Raw genomic sequence first — 17,177 nt, 5'->3', positions numbered from 1 at the left:
AATCTAAAAATATCTACATTTCTGAAAAATGCGCACAAAAGCGACATATTGTTTTCTTATTGTGATCGAAAACAACAAATTGTTAACATTTGATTTGGTGAGTGCCAGATGCTTTTTTAGGGGAATAACGAGTTAAAACAATGCACTATTGTGGATTGTAAGGGCGTGTATAAGCATGATTTCAAACTTTAAAATAAACTTACCCTGCGATTTAATACAAGGTGAGTCAATTTGAGATAACTCATTGTAAGCAGGGTATTTTTAGTACTGCATTCTTCTTGCAAGGGGGGAGAGCAATGTGTGTCTCTATGCTTTTAGGCTCAACGAACACAAGGGGATTTTAATGGGCTAAAAAATTCGGGTTTAAGTCAGGAACGTATTAATACAATTCAGTACGGGGCACAGAGAATACAACCAGATATTTGTTACATTGGCGATGGTTTTCTCTCTATTGAAAAAGGAGTGAGAAGACTGTGATTGTAAAGCAGAAGAGCAATACGGAGTCGTTAAATCCGTCGCCATTTTGCTGCCACAATCAAAGAAAAAGGGACTACGCTTTCACGTAACCCCTTGATTTATTTGGTGGAGCTGGCGGGGGTTGAACCCGCGTCCGAAATTCCTACATCCTCTTACATAGTATGGGAAAACAAAGCATTACCATATAAATCAATGTGTTGATTGACACTGACTAACAGTGCTTAACAGTCGCTAACACTCTGCATGGACATTTTGTGGATCTCTTTTGCTGATTTTTAACTTAATGAACTGAGGAACGCTTGCGTCAATTGTAGTGTGATATTGAAATAAGGGGTATTTTCTATCACGATTATTGATTGAATAACTTATTATATCCTTCATAAGTAGCACAAAGTCAGTGGTGAAATTATATTCAAGTATCTCAACCATTTTTAAATGAAAGTGCCAGTATGATTGTAGATATTTTTTTATATCCAATTCATCCGAAAATTTTGTTTTTAAGAATAAAATATATTCATCTTCACCGTGGGTTGAGCACTGATAGAGTTTTTCAATATCTAAACGCTTTAGTCCATAAAGGTTGTGCAATAATTCTAATAGTTTTTCAATGCTATGTATATGGGTGTATAACTCTGTATAGTCATTAATTTCTTCTTTTTTAAATAGTTCAACTAGTTGGCACCAAATTAATTCTGCATTTTGTATGTAGTCCTTGGAAGCATCAAAATTATTATTAGTAGTTGAAGCATAAGGATAGCATTTACGATATGTAGAATAACAATTTTCAAATTCTAATTTTGCGTTCTTTTTTATCAAAGGAATGTCTAAAGATTCAAGGTGTTGTAATGCTTCTATAGTGTTTTTTCTATGGGTATAGAAAAAATCCACTTTGTTTTTCTTTTCTGCTTCTTTGATTTGTTTATCTGTTTGTATTGTTCGATGAATATTATTGACAACTACTCCCAGTGGAATCGATAAAGATAAAACAGCTAAAGGAAGTTTACTAATGTTTAGGAAATTATTAAATCCTTCCGTATCGATTTGAACATTGTGACCATTCCATGCAACAAATCCGAGCAGAAAAAAACTAATTATTGGAATTGCCAGTGCGGCTTTGAATAATGGTTGATGCGTAAGAGGTTCAGCATTCATCTTGAATGCATTTATCTTGAATAAATAACCCATGTAAACAACCACAAATAAAATGTTAAATAAAACGATGCATTGATTGATTGTAAGGTTCATTTTTCTCTAAATTATTAATGATAAAGGATTTTTTGTTATTACATCTTCAAGATGCGTTGGCGCAAAGTGAGCATAGATCATAGTCATTTTTATATCTGAATGGCCTAAAATCTCTTTAAGAACAAGTATGTTTCCGCCATTCATCATAAAGTGGCTGGCAAATGTATGTCGTAATACATGTGTACACTGGCCTTCAGGCAGTTCAATCCCCGCTTTAGCTACAGTACGCTCGAAAGTTTTACGGCACGGGGTAAACAACTGGCCTCGTTTTTTTGGTATCTCGTTATAAAGCTCTTTTGAGATAGGTATAGAACGTACCTTTCTACTTTTCGTATTTTTGTAAGTGATACGGTATGGCGTAACTTGAGAGCCTTCTAGATTTTCCGCTTCACTCCACCTTGCACCGGTAGCAAGGCAAATCTTAGTGATGATGAGAACGTGCGGGCTATTAGATTCGGATAAATATTGTAAAAGAGTTTTGATTTCTTCTGAATAAAGAAAAGAAACCATTTTTTCATCAACTTTAAAGGTTGGAATTCCTGCCAATGGATTTGGAAGCGACCAATGGCCTAGTTTTTTTAGTGTACCAAATACGGCAGATAGATAGCGTTGCTCATGATTTACTGTCCGTGGTTGTATCGGCATACAACGTCCATTTATATCCGGAATTTCACCCTTTAAGCGACCTTCTCTGTATTGGCTGAAATCCGCCGCTGTGATTTGTGCTGCAATCGGATTTCCCATACCAGCACAAATACCTTTCAATTTCGACATCATGCGGTCGGCATCTGCTAATGTTCGACCATATAGATCATGCCACTGCTCAATCAGATCTGATAAGCGTCGATTATCTTGCTTCTCACCCAGCCAGGGTTTGCCTTCCATTTCGCTGGCGATATATTTTTCATATGCCAGTGCTTCACCTTTCGTGGCGAATTTTTTACGAATACGCTTACCTTTCACCCCATTAGGGCGAAGATCGCACAACCATTCACCGCTTTCGATTTTCCGAACTGCCATTACTCACTCACTAAGTATGTGGCCACAACCTTCCCAATCAATTGCACATCAGATACGTCGCAATCAACTGGATATTTTCCCCAGTCAATCCGCAATTTGTTACCAGGAAGTAACGTCAATTCTTTGATGCTTTTCGTACCAGAATACTCAAGAAGGAACTTACCGTCCGTAACAGGGTAATCAGCGATATCTACGAAAAATCTTACTGAACTATCACTGATTATTTGAAGTTCACCTTTGTAGTTGGGGAGTATTGTCTTATCGAAAATTACGGATGCTTGGCGAACCATATCAGACCCTTCGATTTTATAGGCTGAGATTCGAGTGGTATCACTTGCCACCTGATTAAATCTAACGCCATCACCAGTGGTTAGCCAGTAGATAGAAGCTCCTGTTTCTAGAGCACAAAGTAGCACTAAATCAGCAGGAAAGTTGTCACGCATGATACGTGTACTTAAAGCACTTGGAGACATTCCAAGATAATTTGCTAACTGCATTCTGGATGTAAAACCATAGGCCTCACACACCCTTTCGATTGCTTCGCGTGCACCTGTCTTGATGTTGTAAGTTGTCATGTTTGTAGTTCGCAATTATTGACAAACGACAATTTTAAAAATAGTCTCTGCATTGTTTCGAATGTAGATACTGATAATTGCCGTTTGTAGATTATTAACAACTATTGTCACCGACGCTCATTAGTGACAAACGAAGGAGGAATTTTGCCGTATGCAAACTAAAGCTGCAACACATTCAGAAAGCAGGTGGGTACCTCTGAAAACTTTTTGCGACAGGGTTGAAATAAAACTGCGCACGGGACGTTACTGGGTACACACCGGCAAACTCAAAATCAAACCTAAAAGCAAACCGAAAGAACATGTGTTTGTAGATTGGCTTGCGTGGAACAGTGAAAAGTAATCATCACTTTTAGTGATTTTGAGATTGGGATGGAAGAAAAACAATGTTTGATTATCAGACTTCCAAACATGCGCACTTTGATGCGGCTTGCCGAGCATTTGCAATTGAGCACAATCTGGAAGATGTGGCCGCTGCTGTTGGTATGAGGCCGCAGATCCTGCGCAACAAATTGAACCCGGCACAGCCGCACCGTTTAACCTGTGACGAGCTTTTAGCTATTACGGATTACACCGAAGATGCGCGTTTACTTGATGGGATGCTGGGGCAGATTAACTGCCTTCCATCCGTACCGGTGAACAATGCCACAGAAGGCAACATGCAGCTGTGCGCACTGAGTGCCACAGCCAGTGTGGGCGCAATTGCTGGGGAAGCCGTATCAACTGGTCATATGACCGCCGCCCGCCGTACACAAATTCTGGATCGCGCTCGCGATGCAATCCGTAGCTTATCCGTGTTGGCTTATACCGTTGAAAGCCGTATCCAATCCGCGCCCGTTCTTGCTGCAGCGGTGGATCTGGTGACGGCTAACGCCACCGGCTTGATGTGAGGGAGCACCATGAAAGCGTTTGTTACTTATCTGAAAAAAGAATCGCCACCCATGCAGTTGCCGAGTGGTTCAACGGGATGGATAGAACTGCCGAACGGTCAGCGCTGGAACCCTGGCCACATGCACAAATTCAATGGCCATCAACCGCACCGCCCGTGGTGGCGTCGTCTGATGGGGTTATAGGGGGTGCTATGGCGATTAACCAGGAGCAGCAAAAGCGTGGACTGGAGCATTTAAAGCAGATCCGCCGCAAATACTTCAGCGAAAGCAGTGAGGCTGCTGAATGGTGGGACAACCTGACACCGGAGTGGCGCGGAGTGGTTCTTCATGCTGCTGCGGTTACTTCTGGTGCCGGGGGGTTTAAAGCTCACTTAAGCAAGTGTTGCTGGCGTGAGCTTTATGAACGCCTGGGCTATCGGGGCATGATTCAACTGCGCCAGGGCATTTCACGGGCGCGTTTAACGTTTGAAGGTTTCGGCAGTTTACGTGACAGCGATTTTTCGAAGCGCACCGCGAACCGCCCGATCAAAAAGGTACATCCAATTTATAGCAGTAGTGGGGTGCAGATGGTGATCGCGCCTCATATCATCCATAAGTTGCAGCAGCAGGGGAATCACTAATGACCATTATTTCCGTTGAGGGTAAGTCGCTGGGGGCTGAACTGGCCGTGTGGGGAGTCCCGCATAGCTACGCTGTGGCGTTTGCAGAGAAAAGCACCAGTAAAAATGGCCGTATCGCTTTGCATCCGTTTTTCTTCAATGACACAGAACATATGACTAACCCGCGCCACTGGCTGGCTATTAACGCCGCTTTCTGGTGCTGCGTGTATCGCGAAGCGGAGAGCAAAGAGGCACGGATCGAGGCACTATCGGGGATTCGCGCGATTTTCTACACAGCTGGGGCGCTGGGGGTTGGTGAGATAAAATCGCTGATCCAGGAGTGGTGGCGGACAACGTATGAGCTTCACCTTATTCCGGCACCGAACTACTCAGCCGCCACAGTACAACCCGCTTTTCACTAATTAACCGCCTGAATTTTTTGGCCACGTTTTAAGTGGCCGGGGATTTTTTTGCCTTAAGGAAACCAAAATGCACATGACACGTCAGAATTTACCAGTAACAAAATCAGGCACTGAACTGCTGGCCATGCTCACCAAAGCCACGCAGGAAGGTAAAGCCGCAGCTGCTGATCTGTGTTCCACCCGCCTGGATAAGCTGGCCACCCATGCAGCCAAGGAAGGTTTAAGCGCAACGGAAATCGTTGAGTTAATCCGCGAAGAAGCCACAGCGATTTGCAGCAAAGGCGGTGCCGCATGGCAGTAAAAACCCCACTTGAGTGGGTGGGCAGCAATGCCCGCCTTATGCCACAGCTGCTTTCCCACCTGCCGGAAGGTAACCGTGGTTGATATGCTGGAGCCTGGCCAACACCATGCCGTCAATGCCTGGCGGCGTGAAACCTTTGCGCCTAGCACCCCGTCAGATGCGACGATCACAGAACGTCGCCTGTGGGCTGTTAACCCACAGGATTATGAGTGGCGTTCCCAGTACCTGCATGAGATACCCGACTGGTTAGCCGGGTATTTCGGCAACCGTTACGAAAAGCTGCTGGCTGGTTGTGACGGGCGTCGCCGTGCCAATACATTCCTGCGTAAAACTATCGGTGAGAATGTATTGCCACGTCTGCGCAAAGTGGCTGCACGTTACAAACTGGCCGCTGATGCACTTGATCTTCCTTTCGGTAAGTCGCTGGAGCGACTACCGTCACTTGACCGCCCGGACATCAAAAAACTGGCTGGCCAGATATCTGGCTGGCTCTCTCAGTCACTTTATGAATTCACCGATCAGTTTGTGGGCAGCACTGACGATGCCGCAGAGATGCGCCGCCGTACGCTGGAGTCTTACCGCCATTTATGCACGTGTTCCGTGATGCTGAACAATCAGCCGCCATACTGGGCAGAACATGAAGCCAATGGCGGGCAACTGGAAACACGTAAGGCGGAATCCGGGATACTGCGCATGATGGCGCCAGAATGGTGGTATCTGCGCCTGAAGCGAGCGCGTGACACGCAGCGCGAACATATGGCCATAGCTGTGGGACAGGTGCAGAAAGCGGCCAGCGCTTATGTATCCCGTAAAACCCTGGGCGAATGGATAGACCAGAAAAAGCGGAATCTGGAGTTCTTTAAAAAGTTTGATCTGCTGAATGATGAGGGGTTGCGCATTGCACTGGACAGCATGGTGCACCACAGCGTTGCAAATCCGGCGATCCGTCGCTGTGAGCTAATGGTAAGAATGCGGGGGTTTGAAGATATGGCCAATGAAGAAGGGCTGGCCGGTGAGTTTTACACCATCACCGCGCCATCACGTTTCCATGCGGTACACAGCAAAGGGGGCTTTGTATCGCAATGGGATGGATGTACGCCGCAGGATACCCAGCGCTATTTATGCGGCGTATGGGCAAAAGCCCGCGCAGCGATCTCGCGTGCGGGTATTCATGTATTTGGGTTTCGGGTTGTTGAGCCTCACCATGACGGGACACCACACTGGCATATGTTGCTTTTTATGCGCCCGCAGGACGTAGACACAGTGCGCGATATTCTTTGTTATCACGCCAGAATTACCGATTCTGAGGAACTGCAATCTGAAAAGGCGCTTAAGGCGCGTTTTCACGTTGAAGCTATCGATCCCACCAAAGGTTCGGCCACGGGCTACATCGCGAAATACATTTCAAAAAATATTGATGGTTTTGCGCTGGATGGTGAGCAGGACGAAGAAACCGGCGAGAACCTGCGTGATATGGCTAAATCAGTTTCTGCGTGGGCTTCACGCTGGCGCATTCGTCAGTTTCAGCAGATTGGAGGTGCGCCGGTTACCGTGTGGCGTGAGCTGCGTCGGTTGCGGGATCAGGTGCTGACCGATCGCAGAATGGACGCGGTTCTGGCTGCTGCTGATGTCGGAGACTGGGCTGCATACACCCAGGCGCAGGGCGGTGCACTGGTTGCCCGCCGTGATCTGGTTGTTCGTCTGGCCTATGAAATTACGGAACAGGGAAACGAATACGCAGAGGACGTGCAGCGCGTACAGGGTGTTTATTCTCCTTTGGTTCCTGATTCAGAAGTCTGCACCCGTCTGGTTAAGTGGCAAAAGGTTGCGAAGTTGGCCGAAGCGCCAGCGGAGGCGGGTTTTTCTGGCGGCAACGCCGCCCCTTGGAGTTCTGTCAATAACTGTACGGAGGGGGGAACCCGCAGACGGTTAAAACTGGAATTACGCAGTCGGGGTTTTGATGGTTCTGATGAAGAAATAGCCATTCTCCTGCGGGGTAGTGGTTTGAGATTTGGTCAGGGCGCACTGATTTACCGCAACGGGTGGCTTAAAGAGACTCAAAACGAGCCATTACAGGAACTGTGGCCGGGGTGGTTGTAGTGGTGTAAGTATGTGAAAGGCATTCATTTGTCAGTAGATGGCAGGAAAAAGCACTTTCACATTTTGTGCTTAAATGTATACTGTATTTATATACAGTTATTCTGTTTTTGGGAGGATGCTTGTGCAGGATTTGTTTTTGGAAACTATCGCATTGCAGCGGATTGCGTTGTTTACAAGGCTTATAGCTAAAAGTAATTGCACCGGCTGTGAGAAAGACATAGCACTTGCCTGGCTGAGCGAACTGACTTCAGATCTAGAAAGTAAGCTCGATGAGTATGAGAACAAAACCCCCAGTAATGGGGGCATTTCAGGCGGCGGGAGTCGCTTTCAGTAGGTCTAATGCCATCTGGCGCTGATCGGGTGAAAGTGCATTCAGTATTTTTTGCACCATCGCATCACCCGTTTTAACGCTGGGGCTGAGAGTGTGGGAGAACGTCAGATTCATAACAAACGTGTGGCCACACTCAACATCTGAACAGGCGCAGTAAATATCCGCAATCTGCCGGTGCTTCCTGTTCGTTTTACGAATAACAGCCTTTGAGCCGCATTCCGGGCATTCGATTTTCAGAACTCGCATATTCCATGCTCCAGCTGTTAAATGATGCCTGGATTTTAGCCTGTTTCGCCTCATGCCGCACCCTTATCCGTTGATTCTGTGTAACTTAAATCAAAGTTAAGGTGTAGCCTTTCCGGGATTTCGGGATCGTTGTTAACGGCCAGCATGAAGCGGCGCTGGATGGGGGCAATTTCGCTTTTCTTGTAAATGCGTTCAGCCTTTTCAACATCCCCCAGTCCGGCAGTGTTCTGCGGGACAATACCGGCGAGGCCAGCAGGGAAACGGTGCGCGTTCAGAATGTCCTGGGCGCTGATGTTTTTGATGTTGGCAAATTCATCCTTCGCGGAAATATCCCCCATTTCAATGAATTTGATGGCGTCGCCGTCTCCACCGGGAATGTTTACAAGGATGGTGGAGAAGTTACCGATCCCTTTGCTGTCACGCAGCTGCTGTTCAATTTCTTCCTCCATTTCGTCCGTCATGCTGGGATCACGGGTATAAAGAATACCGCCTGTGTGCGCACCGTTGTGGTAATAGCGGCGTCGGAAAATGACCGCTTCACTGTTAAGTAACGCGGAATGCACACCGCCGATGTAGTCCGGCAGTCCGTAGATATGCTGTTGCGGGTCATACATTTTGATGAAGATAATATCTTCTTCTGGCCATACCTGCGGTTCCCCTTCCTGTAACACTACGTAGTCACCGGGCTTATCCAGCGCGTTATCTCTGACTTTGCGGCGGCGAATATACAGACCGGGCAAGGGTTCAAGTGCGATCACGTCGCCCCAGCCGTTACGAATTTTTGCAATCGCAATATCCCCAAAGGTTATATAGTCAAACGCTGCCGCTTCCAGCTGGTCATGAATAAGCCCGCCCCCCTGGTAGTCTGAAACAATCATGTTTTTACGGGCGTGAATGATGCCGCCGTGCTGACCGTTAAGATTAATCAGTTGCGCGAGTGCCAGCCGGTCTATCGGCTGGGTGAAGTGATCGGCTGCATTGTCGTACCAGATATCACGGTAATCTGTGCCGGTAGTCAGAACCGGTTCAGGCTTGCCGAATGTGATAATGCTCATCTTTTTTGATTTGTCGCCACGCTGGTCGCGCTTAACAAAGCGTTTCTTTTTACTCATGCTGCCTCTTTCCTTACACCCCAGCGGGATTTAGGTTTGTTTTCATAGTTAAGGGGTTCGTTATACAGACCGTGGGTAATTGCCCAGAATGCCTCTGCGTGGCCGGTATCCTGGCTGCGGTCAGCGACAAACGTCATGGCGTTGCCGCTTTGTGTGGTGGTTCGACGCACAGACATAAAGCTGGCCGCGATCTCTTTCAGGTTTTTATCCCACTCAATACGCTGGCTTTCCACCACGTCCACCGCTTTCAGTACCAGCTTATTTTTGGTGTTCAGGTCGTAACGAATAGGGACGGCCACACGCATGGCAAAATGCTGAATGTTGTCAAAAACACCCTGGCCAATGCCGGTAACGTCCACCCCCAGATAAGTGAAGTTATATTTTTTGAACAACTGCTCGATCTGTTTTGCCTGGTAACGGAAGTTCATGCCTTTCCAGTAAATCACCTTCAGAACGCGGAACTTCTCCACGGCGAGCATCGGCGGGGCGATGATGACAAAACAGGACAAATCCCCGCTGCGAGCCGGGTCAAAGCCGCCCCACACTGGCCTGTCACCGAATGGACGGGCTGCATCAGGGTTGTGATCCTGCCAGGTGTCGACTTCAACGCCGCAGGCTTCCAGGTCGGAAAAGCTGAAAACGGAATCTTTGCTGTCAACGAACACGCACATATAGAGCATGTTAAAAGTGGTGTCGTTGTAGCGGTTGCGCAGTTTTTCGATATTCGCCAGGTTGAAACCGCCCGCAATGGCATCTTCCATCGTAATGACGTAGCGCCATTGTCCATCCGGGCAGAGCCGCCCGCCGTCACGCATTTCGTCAAAGGACGGAAACTTAATGGCTGCACGTTTTTTGCTGCCCTGTTTCCACTCATCGCCCGTCCAGAACGGGTACGCCTGGTGCGTTTTTGCCGATGGCGTTGAAAAATAGGTGGTGCGCCACTTGTCATGTGTGGCCATTGCGCTGGCCACTTCGTTAAGTTTTGCAAAGTTTGGCACCCAGAAATATTCGTCACAGTACAGGTGGCCGCTGTAGGACTGGGCGGTGTTTTTGTTGGTGGACAGAAAACGCAGTTCTGCGCCATTGCTTAAGCGGATCGGGTTGCCGGTTAGCGTAATACCGAAATACTGCTCTGCAATATTCACGATGTAAGACCGGAACACTTCAGCCTGTGCCTTTGACGCTGACAGAAAGATTTGCGGATCGCCGGTCATCACCGCATTTTCAAACGCTTCAAACGCAAAATACCAGGTCGCACCGATCTGGCGGCTTTTCAGGATGTTCCTGACAAGCTGGCCAATGTTATTGCGCAGGTGTTTCTGATATTCAAAAAGACGTTCCTCAGCCCATGCGCCAAAGTCCTCCTGCGTCAGCGACGTAATATCGTTTTTCTTGTATTTCCGTTTGCTGCGTGGTTCGTCGTCATTGTTGTCCCGCGCAGCTGCTTGCCCGGAACTCTGACCGCTGGCCATTTTCTCTTTGTGTTTATTACTCTGCGCACGCAGTTTCGTGGCATGAGCAATGAGCATGTCCATTTCTTTCAGGTCGAGCTCGGTTTTGTTATCGCGGCTGGCCAGCAGCTGGTAACGGCGTTCAATTGCTTCCTCAGTGCTTTCAAAACTGAGCAAATCCGCCCAGCTGTATTTTTCCGCCCAGTAGTAAACGATCCGCGCATTCGGCAGATTTAATTCAGATGCGATTTCCTTTGGCGTATAGCGGCGCAGATAAAGTGCGCGAACAACGCCTTTTAATTCTTCAGAGTATTTAGCCATACGGATAATTATGCCGTGGCTGTGATGAAAAAACGGTGGTGTTAATTCGTGTCTGTTCGGTAAAGCGTTATAACCGAACTGTTCAGAATAAAGCGTAATGCGGTGGCGGTTTTATTTGGCAATAATTGATTTGCAGCGTCAGGGAGTGGAACAGGGGGGATATGTCACATTTAAAAACTGACTGGCTGTGTGTTGCTACTGAAGGGGATACCGTTGATGGCAGGGTAATTAAACGGCAGTGGATCATTGATATGGGGGAAACCTATGACTATAGCCACTATGTCGCTTTAATCTGGCCAGAACATGAGGATGATTGCGGGAATTTTGGTGAAGTGCTGGAAGCCACCTGGAATGATGGTGAAGATGGACTGGCACGGTTATATGTCAGCCTTTGCCCGAATATGCGTCTGATTTTCGCAAATCATGAAGATCAGCTTTTGTTCTTCTCCATTGAGCCGGAAGAAAACTGGCGTGGTAGCGGGCGTACTTACCTGAAAGGGCTGGCGGTAACAGATACACCTGCCAGCGTTGGCACCACACGGCTGCGCTTTAGTCGTCGGCGCAATAAATTAACAAAGCAGGGATATTACAGCTGTGTAATTTCCCGCGACGGAAAAATTAAACAGGAAGCAAGAATGAAGAACTGGCAGAAACTGTTTGGTATTAAGCCAAAGTTTGAAGATGAAACGCCGCAGGATAATCCTGCTCCGGATGAAGATAAATTACAGGCGCTTGCCAATGTGGTGAACGATCTGGAAGCGCGAGTGGCGAAAATTGAAACTCAACTGAATGACGTTCAGGGTGATGTTGACACAATTGCTGAAGTGGTGGATACGCAGGAATTTGCGGCAATTCGCGATAATGCAAAAGAAATCGTAACCCGCTTTAACGAACTGGGTAATAAAAACACCCGTACACCGGGGCGTACTATAAAAGATAAAGCTGGGAAATTTAATTTCCTGTAATTCGCTTTATTGCTAATTAGCCCAGAATATATTTTTAAATCGCTTAATTGCGAGGGAGTTTTATGCACCTTAATAATCGTGCGCGGGATTTACTGGATAAATATTCGGCGGGGATGGCGCAGCAGTTTGGTGCGCGTGATACCAGTCGATATTTTTCCCTGAATGACCCGCAGGAAAATGCGCTGCGTCTTGCGTTGCTGGAGTCCGTCGAGTTCCTGAACATGATCACCTGTCTGGATGTTGACCAGCTGAGTGGCCAGGTGATCTCTGTCGGTTCCTCTGTGCTGCATACCGGCCGCAGCGAAAATGGCCGTTTCATTCGTCAGGTAGGCGTTGACGGTAATGACTATTCCCTGGTTGAAACAGACAGCTGTGCCGCGTTGCGCTGGGATCTGCTTTCTGTCTGGGCAAACGCCGGTAAGGACGAAAACGAGTTTTACAACCTGGTACAGGCATTCACCACGCAGGCTTTTGCGCTGGATATGTTGCGCATTGGTTTTAACGGTAAAAGTCGCGCGAAAACCACTGATCCGGAAACTAACCCGAACGGCGAGGATGTGAACGTTGGCTGGCATGAGCGTATGAAAACGCTGCTGGGCGGCAATCAGATTATGACGGATGCCGTGGTGCTTGATGAGGCCGGGGATTACAAATCACTGGATGCAATGGCGTCCGATCTGATTAACGCCAAAATCCCGGCACAGTTCCGCAATGACCCGCGTCTGGTTGTTCTGGTTGGTGCCGATCTGGTCGCAGCTGAACAATACCGACTGTATCAGGCAGCAGACCGTCCGACTGAAAAAATCGCGGCGCAGATGCTGGGAAGCACCATTGCTGGCCGTCCGGCTATTATCCCGCCGTTTATGCCGGGTAAACGCATGGTGGTTACGCCGCTTTCTAACCTGCACATCTACACCCAGCGCAATACCCGTATGCGTAAGGCGGAGTTTGTTGAAGATCGTAAGCAGTTCGAAAACAAATACCTGCGCAATGAAGGTTACGCGGTGGAAGTGCCGGAGCTGTATGCGGCTATTGATGAATCCGCTGTGACAATCGGCAAAGTCTCCGAACCGGTGGAGGGTTGATAAATGGCACTTTCCCCCGCGCAGCGTCACAGCCAGCGTATTGCGATGGAACAAAAGCTGAAGCGCAGCCAGGCACTGGAAACCACGGAAAGCATGCACTTGCTGGTCAGGGCGCTGGAAACGGATGTGGAATATATTCGAAGTCTGCCTACCATCGCCGATCGCGTCGAGTACAAACGCAATGTGCTGTTGCCGCGCTGGGTTCCCACTGTGGAAGCCTATCTGGAGAGTGGCCAGGAGTATGCAAATCCGGTTTTTGCCTGGTGTGTTATCTGGCTGTTTGACGTGGGCGATCTGGATAAGGCGCTGGACTGGGCTGACATTGCTATCAGCCAGCAGCAGGCAACCCCGGATCGGTTACGCAGCAATTTTCCCACTTTCGTGGCGGATACGATGCTGGCATGGGCGCAGGAAACCGCAGGGCGCGGGGAAAGTGTGGAGCCTTATTTCACCCGAACGTTTGAGCGGGTGGCAAACACCTGGCGACTGCATGAGCAGGTGACGGCCAAATGGTTCAAGTTTGCCGGTCAGGAGTTGCTACGCAATGACGATGGCCAGAAAACGGCGGCGGGCGTGGATGATATTGAAACGCTGGAAAAAGCCGATCAACTGCTGGCTATTGCAGAAAAACACTACTCAAAAATTGGCGTCAGAACGGCGCGGCAGACAATTGCCGCCCGTATCCGAAAACTGACTCAAGGGTAAAGACTACCGCAAGCCAGGCGGACGCGGTGGAGGGCAGAACACCTTGTGTGTAACTGCGCCGTGGAAACCGGCCAGTCCGCCTTTTTCGGGGGATTTATGTTTAGCGGAAAGCCGCTGGATTATCAGGATGAACCGCTGACCAATAACGGATTTTGGCCAGATCTGAATCTGAAGGATTTTCAAGCGCAGCGGTCACTACCGCCAGATATTGACGCTGATACCATCAGCCAGGCGTTGCTTGCAGCGGTGGCGGAGGTGAATGCGGAACTGGAAAACGTGGAGTCCAGTTGGATAGCGAAAGGCTACACGCTGGCGGCAGAGGTACCAGGTGTAAAAATGGGCGGACTGAACAGCCTGTGCGCCCAGTATATGAAGGCCGTTTTTGCAAGGGCAAAAGCGGATCTGCTGGGGGAGTTCGCCACTATCGGGCGGCGCGATACTCATCCGGGACAGGAAAGTATGGAAACCCGAGCGGGGTTACTGGCTGAAGCATCGGTGGTGATCCGCCGTATGAAAGGGCTGAAACGGGCAACGGTGAAAAAAGTATGAGCCAGACGCAGATCCAAAGCCTGACCACATTTTTTAAAGATAACGTCCCGCCCCGTGCGATGCAGTCATTTGACAGTGTGCTGAATGAGATGAAGTTCATCCCTGCGGCGAAGGATTACGGGCTGGGACAATATCGCCAGGCGGTTATCCGATATGACGCGGTTCTGAGCTGGGAGCGTTTCCCGTATCGCCTTTGCCCGCCGCAGTTGCTTATGTCCTTACTGGCGGCGTGGCTGGATGATGCTGACAGGGAACTACTGGATGAAGTGGGGCTGAGTGAAGCTGAACCTGACTGGGATGTGTCGGTGGAGGATGAGGAAGTGGCCACTGTGGTGCTGACTGTTCCGATGGTAGAAGAACTGGTGATCAGGCAGGACGAAAACGGGGCTATTCCGTGGCGGGGTGAGCGCTGGTCACTGGTTGAGCCTGAAATCTGGACGGCACTGACCGCCAGTATTTACAGCGTGGATGAGGCCGGTGCGCCGGTGGGGGATAGCGAATGATTGCCGGTGGCGAGCTGAATAAAAAACAGCTGGCCGAATTGCGCAAGGCACTGGCCAGCATGGAGCTGCCGCCGAGAAAACAGCAGCGTCTGATCTGGCGTCTGGCCAAATATGGCGTGATTGCTGCGGCAAAACGGCATGTGCGCAATCAGGAATCCCCGGATGGCCAGAAGTGGCCGGGACGTAAGACAAAACGCAAAGGGAAGATGCTGCGCAACCTGCCAAAGCTGCTGCATATCCGTGAAATGCCAGAAATTCAGGCTGTGTGGATCTATTTGCAGGGCGGCGGATACCGGAACGGGGAAACGCCGGTACCAGCCGGAACAGTGGGTTACGCGCAACAAAACGGAATGCGCGTAAAGGTCAGCCGCAGTAATCAGCCACGGAAGGCAGAGGCCGGGAAAATGGCGACGCCTGCCCAGGCCAAAAAATTACGGGCGCTGGGATACCGGGTGAAAACCGGTAAGAGATGGAAAAAGCCCACACTGGGCGAAATCACCAAAACGATGCCATACAGCCAGGCGGGGCTGCTGATTCGAAAACTCAGCGGTAAAGCCGTGAAAACCAGCTGGACAGTGGATCTTCCTGCCCGTGTGTTTTTGGGCATGAATGATGATGAATTTGACAAGGCGCTGGCGCGTCAGCTTCAGGCCATCGGCTTTGGCTGGGACGTTAAAGCGCAGGATATTAAGGGGAAAGCATGACCTGGCCAATTGTGACCGTAAACCAGGTAAATCAGCTGTTGGGTGAAACCAATGAGGTGGAACGCACACTGCTGTTTATCGGTACGGGTACCAAAAATGTGGGGAAAACGCTGGCGGTGAATGCCCAGAGTGATTTTGATTCACTGCTGGGCGAGGAAGCCAGCCCGCTGAAAAATGATGTTCTGGCTGCGCTGGCGAACGCTGGCCAGAACTGGTGGGGGTTCATTCACGTCCTGCCAGCTGATGCGGAGGCAGATGCTTGGGTGAAAGCGGTTCTGGCCGCGCAGGTGGTGTGCTCTGTGGAAGGCGTGGTGCTGTCTGACGATGTGACCGCTAAAGCGCAGGTAAATCAGGCCGTGACGTTACGAACCACCCTGATTTCAAAGTATGGCCGCTGGGTGTGGTTCATCCTGGCCGCACAGGGAATGCAGGATGAAGAAGCCCAGGCGGATTATCTGGTACGCATGGCCACCCTTCAGGATGGTATTGCAGAAAAAGCGGTGCAGCTGGTTCCCCGCTTGTGGGGAAATGAACCGGGCGTGCTGGCTGGTCGCCTGTGTAGCCGTGCGGTAACCATTGCTGACAGTCCGGCGCGGGTTAAAACCGGTGCTCTGATGAATCTGGGCAGTGATGAAATGCCGGTTGATGGTACCGGAGAAGTGCTGGAACTGGCCACACTTCAGGCGCTTGAAGCACAGCGTTTCAGTGTGCCGATGTGGTACCCGGATTATGACGGTTTTTACTGGGCAGATGGCCGCACGCTGGATGTTGAGGGCGGCGATTATCAGTCGATTGAAACCCTGCGCGTTGCGGATAAAGCGGCCCGCCGTGTTCGTCTGCTGGCTATCAGTAAAATCGCAGATCGCTCGCTGAACAGCACGCCGGGAAGTATCGCCGCACATCAGACACTGTTCGCCCGTCCACTGCGTGAAATGTCCACTGCAGCCAGCATTAATGGTGTGTCATTTCCGGGAGAGGTGAAGCCGCCGCAGGATAGTGATGTGACCATTGTCTGGAAGAACAAAAAGGCGGTGGATATTTACATTGTGGTGCGCACCTGGGAAGTGCCGCTGCAAATCACCATCAGTCTGTTACTGGATGCCAGTCTGGAGGCCACAGCATGACCAAACGTATTTCGGGTATGTCGTTTGACACCTATATGGACGGCGATCTGATCCATATCGAGAAAATCACGCTCGATATTACGGATAACAGCGCTGCCGCCCAGACGCGTGGCGTCCCTGATGGGTATGTAGACGGCGATGTTGCCGCCGAAGGGGAAATTGAAGTCAGTTCAAAAACACTTCAGGTGCTGACAGCCAAAGCCCGCGCAGCGGGTTCATGGCGTGGGCTTCCCCCACTTGATTTTCTTTTCTATGCCAAAGCCAGTAGCGAAGAAATGAAGGTGGAGACGTTCGGCAATAAATTGCAGGTCAGCAACCTGCTGGATATTGATCCGAAAGGGGGCGGCGTGACCACGCACAAAATCAAATATTTCGTGACCAGTCCGAAATTCGTCAACATCAACGGTGTGCCGTATCTGGAAGCGGAAGCCACAGAAAACCTGATCGGATAAGGG

General features: G+C 49.4%; 22 protein-coding genes and 1 pseudogene. 17 read left to right on the top strand and 6 right to left on the bottom strand.

Annotated features, from left to right (window positions below; genetic code table 11):
* Positions 1–708: 708 nt before the first annotated feature.
* From A7Z29_RS19150 to A7Z29_RS19140, 3 genes are all read right to left on the bottom strand, one after another.
* Positions 709–1,629 carry a hypothetical protein gene (locus A7Z29_RS19150; protein WP_286135403.1) on the bottom strand — a complete coding sequence of 307 codons (921 nt, stop codon included), beginning with the start codon at positions 1,627–1,629 and terminating at the stop codon, positions 709–711.
* Between the two features lie 99 nt (positions 1,630–1,728).
* Entirely contained in the window at positions 1,729–2,742 is a 1,014-nt protein-coding gene (locus A7Z29_RS19145) for a phage integrase (protein WP_105290652.1), read from the bottom strand.
* Positions 2,742–3,317, bottom strand: coding sequence for a phage repressor protein CI (locus tag A7Z29_RS19140; RefSeq protein ID WP_105290651.1), 576 nt, complete (start codon positions 3,315–3,317; stop codon positions 2,742–2,744). Before A7Z29_RS19140 ends, A7Z29_RS19145 begins: the two co-directional genes overlap by 1 nt.
* 151 nt (positions 3,318–3,468) lie before the next feature.
* Here A7Z29_RS19140 and A7Z29_RS19135 point away from each other — a divergent pair, with 151 nt between their 5' ends.
* The 9 genes and pseudogenes from A7Z29_RS19135 to A7Z29_RS23820 all read left to right on the top strand — a co-directional run bounded on the left by A7Z29_RS19135 (position 3,469) and on the right by A7Z29_RS23820 (position 7,960).
* Positions 3,469–3,657, top strand: coding sequence for a hypothetical protein (locus A7Z29_RS19135; RefSeq protein WP_021558615.1), 189 nt, complete (start codon positions 3,469–3,471; stop codon positions 3,655–3,657).
* 43 nt (positions 3,658–3,700) lie between these two features.
* Complete coding sequence (locus tag A7Z29_RS19130) at positions 3,701–4,204, top strand: phage regulatory CII family protein (RefSeq protein WP_021293717.1); 504 nt, start codon at positions 3,701–3,703, stop codon at positions 4,202–4,204.
* 9 nt (positions 4,205–4,213) lie between these two features.
* The gene (locus tag A7Z29_RS23420; RefSeq protein WP_105290650.1) at positions 4,214–4,387 is read left to right on the top strand and encodes a phage filamentation protein Fil family protein; all 174 of its coding nucleotides are present in this window, start codon (positions 4,214–4,216) and stop codon (positions 4,385–4,387) included.
* A gap of 8 nt (positions 4,388–4,395) precedes the next feature.
* Positions 4,396–4,824 (top strand): hypothetical protein, encoded by a 429-nt coding sequence (locus A7Z29_RS19120; protein ID WP_105290649.1) that lies wholly within the window; start codon positions 4,396–4,398, stop codon positions 4,822–4,824.
* A complete protein-coding gene (locus A7Z29_RS19115) occupies positions 4,824–5,225 on the top strand; it encodes a hypothetical protein (RefSeq protein WP_105290648.1) in 402 nt (133 codons plus the stop codon). Before A7Z29_RS19120 ends, A7Z29_RS19115 begins: the two co-directional genes overlap by 1 nt.
* Positions 5,226–5,292: 67 nt before the next feature.
* The gene (locus tag A7Z29_RS19110) at positions 5,293–5,526 is read left to right on the top strand and encodes a DUF2732 family protein (RefSeq protein ID WP_105290647.1); all 234 of its coding nucleotides are present in this window, start codon (positions 5,293–5,295) and stop codon (positions 5,524–5,526) included.
* Positions 5,517–5,603: pseudogene (locus tag A7Z29_RS23290) on the top strand (DNA adenine methylase); the annotation flags it as partial. The gene A7Z29_RS19110 and the pseudogene A7Z29_RS23290, both read left to right, overlap by 10 nt.
* A 7-nt stretch (positions 5,604–5,610) precedes the next feature.
* Complete coding sequence (locus A7Z29_RS19105) at positions 5,611–7,626, top strand: replication endonuclease (RefSeq protein ID WP_123058424.1); 2,016 nt, start codon at positions 5,611–5,613, stop codon at positions 7,624–7,626.
* A 115-nt stretch (positions 7,627–7,741) separates the two neighbouring features.
* On the top strand, positions 7,742–7,960 hold the full coding sequence (locus tag A7Z29_RS23820; RefSeq protein ID WP_024169177.1) for a hypothetical protein: 219 nt from the start codon (positions 7,742–7,744) through the stop codon (positions 7,958–7,960).
* On the opposite strand, the gene A7Z29_RS19095 is transcribed toward A7Z29_RS23820, so the two are convergent.
* From A7Z29_RS19095 to A7Z29_RS19085, 3 genes are read right to left on the bottom strand one after another with little or no spacing between them, the layout of a single operon-like run.
* A complete protein-coding gene (locus tag A7Z29_RS19095) occupies positions 7,934–8,257 on the bottom strand; it encodes an Ogr/Delta-like zinc finger protein (protein WP_105290645.1) in 324 nt (107 codons plus the stop codon). The genes A7Z29_RS23820 and A7Z29_RS19095 overlap by 27 nt on opposite strands.
* A complete protein-coding gene (locus tag A7Z29_RS19090; protein WP_000038357.1) occupies positions 8,254–9,315 on the bottom strand; it encodes a phage portal protein in 1,062 nt (353 codons plus the stop codon). Before A7Z29_RS19090 ends, A7Z29_RS19095 begins: the two co-directional genes overlap by 4 nt.
* Positions 9,312–11,087, bottom strand: coding sequence for a terminase large subunit domain-containing protein (locus A7Z29_RS19085; protein WP_105290644.1), 1,776 nt, complete (start codon positions 11,085–11,087; stop codon positions 9,312–9,314). Before A7Z29_RS19085 ends, A7Z29_RS19090 begins: the two co-directional genes overlap by 4 nt.
* 161 nt (positions 11,088–11,248) lie before the next feature.
* Here A7Z29_RS19085 and A7Z29_RS19080 point away from each other — a divergent pair, with 161 nt between their 5' ends.
* The 8 genes from A7Z29_RS19080 (at position 11,249) to A7Z29_RS19045 (ending at position 17,174) form a co-directional block, all read left to right on the top strand.
* Positions 11,249–12,052, top strand: a complete 804-nt coding sequence (locus tag A7Z29_RS19080) for a GPO family capsid scaffolding protein (RefSeq protein ID WP_105290643.1) — start codon at positions 11,249–11,251, stop codon at positions 12,050–12,052.
* Between the two features lie 62 nt (positions 12,053–12,114).
* Positions 12,115–13,137 carry a phage major capsid protein, P2 family gene (locus tag A7Z29_RS19075; RefSeq protein ID WP_040080377.1) on the top strand — a complete coding sequence of 341 codons (1,023 nt, stop codon included), beginning with the start codon at positions 12,115–12,117 and terminating at the stop codon, positions 13,135–13,137.
* Positions 13,138–13,140: 3 nt separating this feature from the next.
* Complete coding sequence (gene gpM, locus A7Z29_RS19070) at positions 13,141–13,842, top strand: phage terminase small subunit (RefSeq protein WP_040080376.1); 702 nt, start codon at positions 13,141–13,143, stop codon at positions 13,840–13,842.
* Positions 13,843–13,938: 96 nt separating this feature from the next.
* A complete protein-coding gene (locus tag A7Z29_RS19065; RefSeq protein WP_170283460.1) occupies positions 13,939–14,391 on the top strand; it encodes a head completion/stabilization protein in 453 nt (150 codons plus the stop codon).
* Positions 14,388–14,894: a phage tail protein gene (locus A7Z29_RS19060; RefSeq protein WP_105290642.1), complete on the top strand. Its 507-nt coding sequence runs from the start codon at positions 14,388–14,390 to the stop codon at positions 14,892–14,894. The genes A7Z29_RS19065 and A7Z29_RS19060 overlap by 4 nt, the downstream gene beginning before the upstream one ends.
* Entirely contained in the window at positions 14,891–15,598 is a 708-nt protein-coding gene (locus tag A7Z29_RS19055; protein WP_105290641.1) for a hypothetical protein, read from the top strand. The genes A7Z29_RS19060 and A7Z29_RS19055 overlap by 4 nt, the downstream gene beginning before the upstream one ends.
* Positions 15,595–16,722 carry a DUF2586 domain-containing protein gene (locus A7Z29_RS19050; protein WP_105290640.1) on the top strand — a complete coding sequence of 376 codons (1,128 nt, stop codon included), beginning with the start codon at positions 15,595–15,597 and terminating at the stop codon, positions 16,720–16,722. Before A7Z29_RS19055 ends, A7Z29_RS19050 begins: the two co-directional genes overlap by 4 nt.
* Positions 16,719–17,174 carry a phage protein gene (locus tag A7Z29_RS19045; RefSeq protein WP_000166744.1) on the top strand — a complete coding sequence of 152 codons (456 nt, stop codon included), beginning with the start codon at positions 16,719–16,721 and terminating at the stop codon, positions 17,172–17,174. Before A7Z29_RS19050 ends, A7Z29_RS19045 begins: the two co-directional genes overlap by 4 nt.
* The last annotated feature ends 3 nt before the right edge of the window (positions 17,175–17,177 follow it).

The organism is Escherichia sp. MOD1-EC6842 (assembly GCF_002965705.1).
Lineage (GTDB): Bacteria > Pseudomonadota > Gammaproteobacteria > Enterobacterales > Enterobacteriaceae > Escherichia > Escherichia ruysiae.
This window is presented reverse-complemented; position numbering and strand designations above follow the sequence as displayed.

Excerpts from the sequence above, each read along its gene's own strand:
- A7Z29_RS19045 (WP_000166744.1), top strand. The coding sequence starts at position 16,719 with ATGACCAAACGTATTTCGGGTATGTCGTTTGACACCTATATGGACGGC.
- A7Z29_RS19105 (WP_123058424.1), top strand. The coding sequence starts at position 5,611 with ATGCTGGAGCCTGGCCAACACCATGCCGTCAATGCCTGGCGGCGTGAA.
- A7Z29_RS19095 (WP_105290645.1), bottom strand. The coding sequence starts at position 8,257 with ATGAGGCGAAACAGGCTAAAATCCAGGCATCATTTAACAGCTGGAGCA.
- A7Z29_RS19075 (WP_040080377.1), top strand. The coding sequence starts at position 12,115 with ATGCACCTTAATAATCGTGCGCGGGATTTACTGGATAAATATTCGGCG.
- A7Z29_RS19080 (WP_105290643.1), top strand. The coding sequence starts at position 11,249 with ATGTCACATTTAAAAACTGACTGGCTGTGTGTTGCTACTGAAGGGGAT.
- A7Z29_RS19085 (WP_105290644.1), bottom strand. The coding sequence starts at position 11,087 with ATGGCTAAATACTCTGAAGAATTAAAAGGCGTTGTTCGCGCACTTTAT.
- A7Z29_RS19140 (WP_105290651.1), bottom strand. The coding sequence starts at position 3,317 with ATGACAACTTACAACATCAAGACAGGTGCACGCGAAGCAATCGAAAGG.
- A7Z29_RS23420 (WP_105290650.1), top strand. The coding sequence starts at position 4,214 with ATGAAAGCGTTTGTTACTTATCTGAAAAAAGAATCGCCACCCATGCAG.
- A7Z29_RS19060 (WP_105290642.1), top strand. The coding sequence starts at position 14,388 with ATGAGCCAGACGCAGATCCAAAGCCTGACCACATTTTTTAAAGATAAC.
- A7Z29_RS19135 (WP_021558615.1), top strand. The coding sequence starts at position 3,469 with ATGCAAACTAAAGCTGCAACACATTCAGAAAGCAGGTGGGTACCTCTG.
- A7Z29_RS19065 (WP_170283460.1), top strand. The coding sequence starts at position 13,939 with ATGTTTAGCGGAAAGCCGCTGGATTATCAGGATGAACCGCTGACCAAT.
- A7Z29_RS19090 (WP_000038357.1), bottom strand. The coding sequence starts at position 9,315 with ATGAGTAAAAAGAAACGCTTTGTTAAGCGCGACCAGCGTGGCGACAAA.
- gpM (WP_040080376.1), top strand. The coding sequence starts at position 13,141 with ATGGCACTTTCCCCCGCGCAGCGTCACAGCCAGCGTATTGCGATGGAA.
- A7Z29_RS19150 (WP_286135403.1), bottom strand. The coding sequence starts at position 1,629 with ATGAATGCTGAACCTCTTACGCATCAACCATTATTCAAAGCCGCACTG.
- A7Z29_RS19055 (WP_105290641.1), top strand. The coding sequence starts at position 14,891 with ATGATTGCCGGTGGCGAGCTGAATAAAAAACAGCTGGCCGAATTGCGC.
- A7Z29_RS19110 (WP_105290647.1), top strand. The coding sequence starts at position 5,293 with ATGCACATGACACGTCAGAATTTACCAGTAACAAAATCAGGCACTGAA.
- A7Z29_RS19120 (WP_105290649.1), top strand. The coding sequence starts at position 4,396 with ATGGCGATTAACCAGGAGCAGCAAAAGCGTGGACTGGAGCATTTAAAG.
- A7Z29_RS19115 (WP_105290648.1), top strand. The coding sequence starts at position 4,824 with ATGACCATTATTTCCGTTGAGGGTAAGTCGCTGGGGGCTGAACTGGCC.
- A7Z29_RS23820 (WP_024169177.1), top strand. The coding sequence starts at position 7,742 with ATGCTTGTGCAGGATTTGTTTTTGGAAACTATCGCATTGCAGCGGATT.
- A7Z29_RS19130 (WP_021293717.1), top strand. The coding sequence starts at position 3,701 with ATGTTTGATTATCAGACTTCCAAACATGCGCACTTTGATGCGGCTTGC.
- A7Z29_RS19145 (WP_105290652.1), bottom strand. The coding sequence starts at position 2,742 with ATGGCAGTTCGGAAAATCGAAAGCGGTGAATGGTTGTGCGATCTTCGC.
- A7Z29_RS19050 (WP_105290640.1), top strand. The coding sequence starts at position 15,595 with ATGACCTGGCCAATTGTGACCGTAAACCAGGTAAATCAGCTGTTGGGT.